The organism is Streptomyces sp. AcH 505 (assembly GCF_000818175.1).
GTDB lineage: Bacteria > Actinomycetota > Actinomycetes > Streptomycetales > Streptomycetaceae > Streptomyces.
Map to the genome: position 1 here is coordinate 58295 of NZ_JTIY01000002.1, position 4148 is coordinate 62442.

Genomic DNA, 4148 nt, shown 5'->3' on the forward strand with positions numbered 1-4148 from the left:
GACCAGCCGGCCGACGGCCGTCTCGTTGGCGGCGACGGCCTTCTCCGCGCGCTGTTCGTCGGCGGCGATCTCCCCGGCGAACAGCCGCAGCACCTCGCGCAGCCGGGGATCGGCCGGCCGCGGCGCGGTGGCAAGGGCCTCGTCGGCGCTCGCGCCGTCCCGCAGCCGCTTCAGCACGGCGGGCACCGTGACGTTGACCAACTGGGCCGACTCGGCGGTGAGCGCGGCCAGTCGCGTGCTCGCCCCCTGTGCGTCGCCCTCGGCAGCGCCCGCCGCGCGCCTGCTGCGCCGGACCAGCAGTGCGGCCGTGAGGACCGTGAGCGCCAGGCACACCCAGGCGGTGACGACCGTGACGGCCACCCAAGCCCGCGCGCCGGCGGGGGCCGCCGCGGCCACACCGCCGCCCGTGCCGGCCGCCACCGCCAGCAGGGCGAGAGGTACGGCGACGGGGAACGGGCTCACCTTCCGTATGCGGTGCGGGCTGGGGGCGACAGGCACTGTCATTCCGCGGTCCCTCGGTGCTTGAGTGCGGGGGGAAAGACCGGCCGGCCAGCGCGCAACGGCCGGGGGACTCCATATGTGGCGCTCATGCTAACCACGCGCAGTCGCGTGGTTACCCGCAGAACGTGCGCGGGCCACACGTCCGGGGGAGTCCACGCGGAAGACACCCACCGCGCCCGGTGACCGTGGTACACAAGGGGACCGTGTGCCGTACGGAGTACCGGCGCGCTACCGACGGGTACTAGCGTGGCCGTGTGCTGAAGAGTCCCGAGAGCCGTACCACCGCCTTCGCCGCGTTGACCGGCGCGTTGACGCGCGGGCGGCGCCGTCTCACCACGCGGGTCGTCCAGGGCGGCTGGCGGTGGATCCAGCGCGCGGGCGCCGTCACCGCCGAGCATCCGGGGCGGCTGCGGTTCGGCCGGATCGGCCCCGGCACCCGGCTCGCCTTTCCGCAGGGCACCGTCTTCGGGGAGCCGTGGATCGAGCTGGGCAACCACTGTGTCATCGGTGAACAGGTCACCCTTACCGCCGGGATGATGCCGGGACTCGACCTGGGCCCCGACCCGATCCTCAAGGTCGGCGACGGGGTGGTGCTGGGCCGGGGCAGTCATGTCATCGCCGACACCACGGTCAGCATCGGGCCCGAGACCTACTGCGGTCCGTACGTCTACATCACGACCACGAACCACAGTTACGACGATCCGCACGCCCCCGTCGGGAAGCAGTGGCCCCGGATGTCACCCGTGACCATCGGCGCGGGCTGCTGGCTGGGCACAGGCGCGGTGATCCTGCCCGGCGCCAGGCTCGGCCGTAACGTGGTCGTCGCCGCCGGCGCCGTCGTACGGGGCGAGGTGCCCGACCACGCGGTGGTGGCGGGCGCGCCCGCCAAGGTCGTACGGAGCTGGCACCCGGAGCGCGGCTGGCAGCCGCCGCTGCGCACCCCGGCGCCGGTGCCGATCCCGGAGGGCATCACCCCGCAGCAACTGCTGGCGCTGGCCGAACTGGACCAGGATTCCTGACTGTTGTCAGCCGGCGGCGAGCAACACCGTGCCCACCAGGGCGAGTCCGGCACCGGCGGCCTGCACGGCGCGCAGCCGTTCCCCCAGCACCCCGCGCGCGGCGACCGCCGTCACGACCGGGTAGAGCGAGGCCAGTACGGCGGCGACGGTGACCGGGCCGTGCTGGGCGGCGATCGAGTACGTCCCGTTGGCGGCCACATCGGCGAGGCCCACGAAGGCCAGCGCGGGCAGCGCCGCCCGTACGACGCCGAACCCGCCGTCCTCGGCGGGTGGCAGCGCGGGCGCGCCGCGCCGGGTCGACACGTACAGCGCGCCGCCGCCGACGGCGACGTTGGTGACGCGCTGGACGAAGAGCGCCAGGAACAGCCCGGTGATGGTAGTGGAGGCGTGGGAGATCAGGGTCATCACCGTGCCGAAGCCGACGGCGGCGACCAGGGTGAGCAGGATCGCCCGGCGGCGGACCGGAGCGCCGCGCAGCTGCGGGCCGCCCGCCAGCACGATGCCGGCGACGGCCACGGCGATGCCGGCGAACTGGATCAGCCCCGGCCGCTCGCCGACGAGCAGCCCCACGCCGACCGGTACGGCCACACCGATCGAGCCGAGCGGCGAGACGACCCCCATCGGGCCGAGCGCGAGCGCCTTGTAGAAGCAGAGCATCGCCACCGGGCCGACGGCCCCCGCCCCCACCGCGTACCAGAGCCGCGGATCCGCCTCCGACCAGCCGCCCGTCGCCACCACCACACAGCCGAGCACCACCACGGCGACGGTCTGTGAGAGCACCACGACCGTCAGCGCCGGCATCCGGCGCGTCAGCAGTCCGCCGCCGAAGTCGGCCATGCCCCAGAGCAGGCTGGTGGCCAGGGCGAACAGTGCGGTCATGGGACCCTCGCAGTACAGTTCGGTGCACGATTGGTGCACCACACCGTAGTGCAGTCTGTTGAACTCATCAATTGATTATATTGGACGGAATGTGTCGGACCTCGACCAGCTCACCCAGTCGCTCGCCCGTAACCTCAAACGCTGGCGCGGGGAGCGGGGCTTCACGCTCGACGCGCTGGCGGCGCGGGCCGGGGTCAGCCGGGGGATGATCATCCAGATCGAGCAGGCCCGCACCAACCCCAGCGTCGGTACGACGGTCAAGCTCGCCGACGCGCTGGGCGTCAGCATCACCACGCTGCTCGACTACGAACAGGGTCCGCAGGTCAGGGTGGTGCCGGGGGAGCAGACCGTACGGATGTGGTCGACCCCGGCCGGCAGCAGTTCCACCCTGCTCGTCGGGACCGAGTCCGGCGGCCCGCTGGAACTGTGGTCGTGGGTCCTGATGCCCGGCGACTCCAGCGGCTCCGACCCGCACCCCGACGGCACGACCGAACTGCTCCATGTGACGGCCGGCGAGCTGACACTCGTCGTGGACGGCGAGACACATCCCGTCCCCGCGGGCTCGTCGGCGACCTTCGAGGCGAACGTCGCGCACGGTTACCGCAACGACGGCGCCGAACCGGTGGAGCTGATCATGTCCGTCTCCATCCCGCCCGTGCGCTGACCCGGGGTCCGCCGCGGCAGACCCTGGCGCGCCCCCTGTTAGCGTGCGGCGTATGCGCGCTCCCATCGGAAACTTCGCCGACGCCACACCGGCCCCCGACTGCCTCGACCTGCTCACCCCGCCGGTCGCCGACGCCGTACGCGGCTGGCAGGGCGATGTGCCCGCCGAGCAGCTGGTGTTCGTGGACACCGACCCGGAAGTCGCCGACACCGCCGCGTTCGTGGAGCACTACGGCGCCGAGCTGTTCGACGTGTCGGCCAACTGCGTCGTCGTCGCGGGCAAGCGTGGCGGTGAGACGACCCTGGCCGCGTGTGTCGTCCTGTCCCGTACCCGGGTCGACGTCAACGGTGTGGTGCGCAAGCAACTCGGCTCCCGGAAGGCGTCGTTCGCGCCGATGGACACGGCTGTGCAGGAGACCGGCATGGAATACGGCGGCATCACCCCGATCGGTCTGCCCGCCGGCTGGCCGCTGCTCGTGGACCCCGCGGTCGTCGACACCGAATGGGTCCTCATCGGCAGCGGCCGCCGCCGCGGCAAGCTGATCGTGCCGGGCAAGGTCTTCGGCGGCCTGCCGGGCGCCGTCGTCGTGGCCGGTCTCGGCGGCTGAACAGACCGTTGCGCGAAGCTACTTGGCGCGGGCGGCGGCGAGATGACCGCTCGCGGCCTGCTCCAGATGGACCAGGTCGCTGGCGACCGTCGCGAAGGTGAACCCCTCGGCGAGCCGGCGTGCCGCGCTCGCGCCGTCCGGGTTGTGGATGCCGGCCGCGATCCCCGCCGCTGCCGCAGCTTCCCTGACCGTCACCAGCGCCGCCTCGAACTCCCCGTCCAGCGCGGGGTCGTTCGGGGTGGCGCCGCCGAGGCCGATCCGCAGGTCCGAAGGGCCGACATAGATGCCGTCGAGCCCCGGGGTCGCGCAGATCGCCGCCACCTGGTCGAGCCCCTCGGCCGTCTCGATCATCGCGATCACGACCGTCTGCTCGTGCGCGTCCGCCGGTGTGGGGCCGATCCGCAGGGCCGAGCGCATCGGCCCGTACGAGCGCCGCCCGAGCGGCGGGTAGCGTACGGCGGCGACGGCGTCCGCCGCG

Annotated in this window: 5 protein-coding genes and 1 pseudogene; 3 read left to right on the forward strand and 3 right to left on the reverse strand. The window is 73.1% G+C overall.

From position 1 onward, the window contains the following. Positions 1-504 (reverse strand): annotated as a pseudogene (locus HY68_RS45700) (ATP-binding protein); the annotation flags it as partial. A 293-nt stretch (positions 505-797) separates the two neighbouring features. Between HY68_RS45700 and HY68_RS30355 the strand changes: the two are divergent. Then, positions 798-1520 (forward strand): acyltransferase, encoded by a 723-nt coding sequence (locus HY68_RS30355; protein ID WP_241778889.1) that lies wholly within the window; start codon positions 798-800, stop codon positions 1518-1520. A 6-nt stretch (positions 1521-1526) separates the two neighbouring features. Here the strand turns inward: HY68_RS30355 and HY68_RS30360 are convergent, their stop codons facing one another. Then, on the reverse strand, positions 1527-2399 hold the full coding sequence (locus HY68_RS30360) for a DMT family transporter (protein WP_042000231.1): 873 nt from the start codon (positions 2397-2399) through the stop codon (positions 1527-1529). A 91-nt stretch (positions 2400-2490) separates the two neighbouring features. Between HY68_RS30360 and HY68_RS30365 the strand changes: the two genes are divergently transcribed. Next, positions 2491-3063, forward strand: coding sequence for an XRE family transcriptional regulator (locus HY68_RS30365; protein WP_041997861.1), 573 nt, complete (start codon positions 2491-2493; stop codon positions 3061-3063). A gap of 52 nt (positions 3064-3115) precedes the next feature. After that, on the forward strand, positions 3116-3670 hold the full coding sequence (locus HY68_RS30370) for a YbaK/EbsC family protein (RefSeq protein ID WP_041997863.1): 555 nt from the start codon (positions 3116-3118) through the stop codon (positions 3668-3670). An 18-nt stretch (positions 3671-3688) separates the two neighbouring features. Here the strand turns inward: HY68_RS30370 and HY68_RS30375 are convergent. Continuing rightward, the coding region (locus HY68_RS30375; protein ID WP_041997864.1) for an aldolase/citrate lyase family protein at positions 3689-4148 on the reverse strand (460 nt) is incomplete at its 5' end.